The following is a 1,426-nucleotide window of genomic DNA, read 5'->3' on the forward strand; positions in this document are numbered from 1 at the left end:
TGAACTGACCCCCAATAGTTGGACACCAATTATTGGGGGTCTTTTTATGTCCAAATATAGCCGTGAGCTAAAATGTATCATTGCTAAGCAATACTTAGATGGCACGTCATCTCTCTATTTAGCAAAACAATATTCAATTTCTTCAAGGCAGATACGGTATTGGGCTCAAGTCTTTGCCATCCATGGTACTGATTCATTTTTACCAACTAAGCATGCCGCGACTGCTCAAACAAAACGAAAAGCATTGAATTTAATGTGGACGAATGAATGGTCTCTCACGCACACTAGCGCTGTATTAAACCTCTCATCCCCTGGGATACTCTCTGTCTGGCTCAAAAGATTTAATGAGCTCGGTATCAAGGGGCTCAAAATGCGCCAGAAAGGAAGACCCTCAATGAAACAGCAACCTCAACGTACCACTAAGCCTGATAATGAAATGACACTTGAGGAGCTAAAAGAGGAGTTGGTCTACTTACGAACCGAGAATGCCGTTCTAAAAAAGTTGGAAGAGTTGGAGCAGGAAAAAAACCGTCGAACAAAGAAAAAGCGGTCATAGCTCTAACTCTTAAAGGCAAGTACCCGCTGAAGCACTTACTGCAGACTCTACAGCTGGCAAAAAGTGTCTTTTATTATCAAGCTCAAACAAACAAGCGCCCAAATAGCTACGAACGTGAGCTGCGGTTGATAAAGTCAATTTATCATGAACATAAGGGTCGATACGGCTACCGCCGTATTCACTTGGAACTAAAAAATCAGGGGTTCGTGCTTAATCACAAAACGGTTCAAAGGCTTATGGCTCAGCTCAACCTTAAATCGACGGTCAGGATTAAAAAGTATCGTTCATACCGAGGAGAGTCTGGAACAGCTGCTCCTAACCTGCTTGAAAGAGATTTTAGTGCGACTCAACCCGATGAAAAGTGGGTAACTGATGTCACGGAGTTCAAAGTCAAAGAGCAGAAAGTATACTTGTCTCCCGTGGTCGACTTGTTTACTCAGGAGGTAGTTGCTTATAGAGTGGCCAAAAATGCCTGCTTGCCGCTTGTCACGGATATGCTAACGGAAGCCATATCAAAGCTCAAACCCAACTCAAAGCCAATTATACATAGCGATCAAGGTTGGCAATATCGTCATCGACAGTATCAGAAAAAGGTAGCGGAGAGTGGGTTAACACAAAGCATGTCGAGAAAAGGTAACTGCTTGGATAATGCGGTTGCTGAAAACTTTTTTGCTTTACTCAAAACAGAGATGTATCACAACCAAAGCTTTGAAGATGCAGATGCTCTGATAGAGCAAATTAAAGAATACATCGAGTACTACAATACCAAACGTATAAAAGTGAAACTAAAAGGCCTGACTCCGATAGAATATCGAACTCAGGCCTTGAAAGCCGCTTAACAGAAATGTCCAACTTTACGGGGTCACTTCA

Annotated in this window: 2 protein-coding genes; both read left to right on the top strand. The window is 42.4% G+C overall.

Annotated elements, in window-relative coordinates; all coding sequences use genetic code 11:
* Window positions 1–46 precede the first annotated feature (46 nt).
* The gene (locus AB4307_RS21555; protein WP_029236503.1) at window positions 47–556 is read left to right on the top strand and encodes a helix-turn-helix domain-containing protein; all 510 of its coding nucleotides are present in this window, start codon (window positions 47–49) and stop codon (window positions 554–556) included.
* Window positions 553–1,395: an IS3 family transposase gene (locus tag AB4307_RS21560; protein WP_106427183.1), complete on the top strand. Its 843-nt coding sequence runs from the start codon at window positions 553–555 to the stop codon at window positions 1,393–1,395. The genes AB4307_RS21555 and AB4307_RS21560 overlap by 4 nt, the downstream gene beginning before the upstream one ends.
* The last annotated feature ends 31 nt before the right edge of the window (window positions 1,396–1,426 follow it).

The sequence above is a fragment of the Vibrio sp. 10N.261.52.C2 genome (assembly GCF_041471425.1).
GTDB classification, from domain to species: Bacteria; Pseudomonadota; Gammaproteobacteria; order Enterobacterales; family Vibrionaceae; genus Vibrio; species Vibrio crassostreae_C.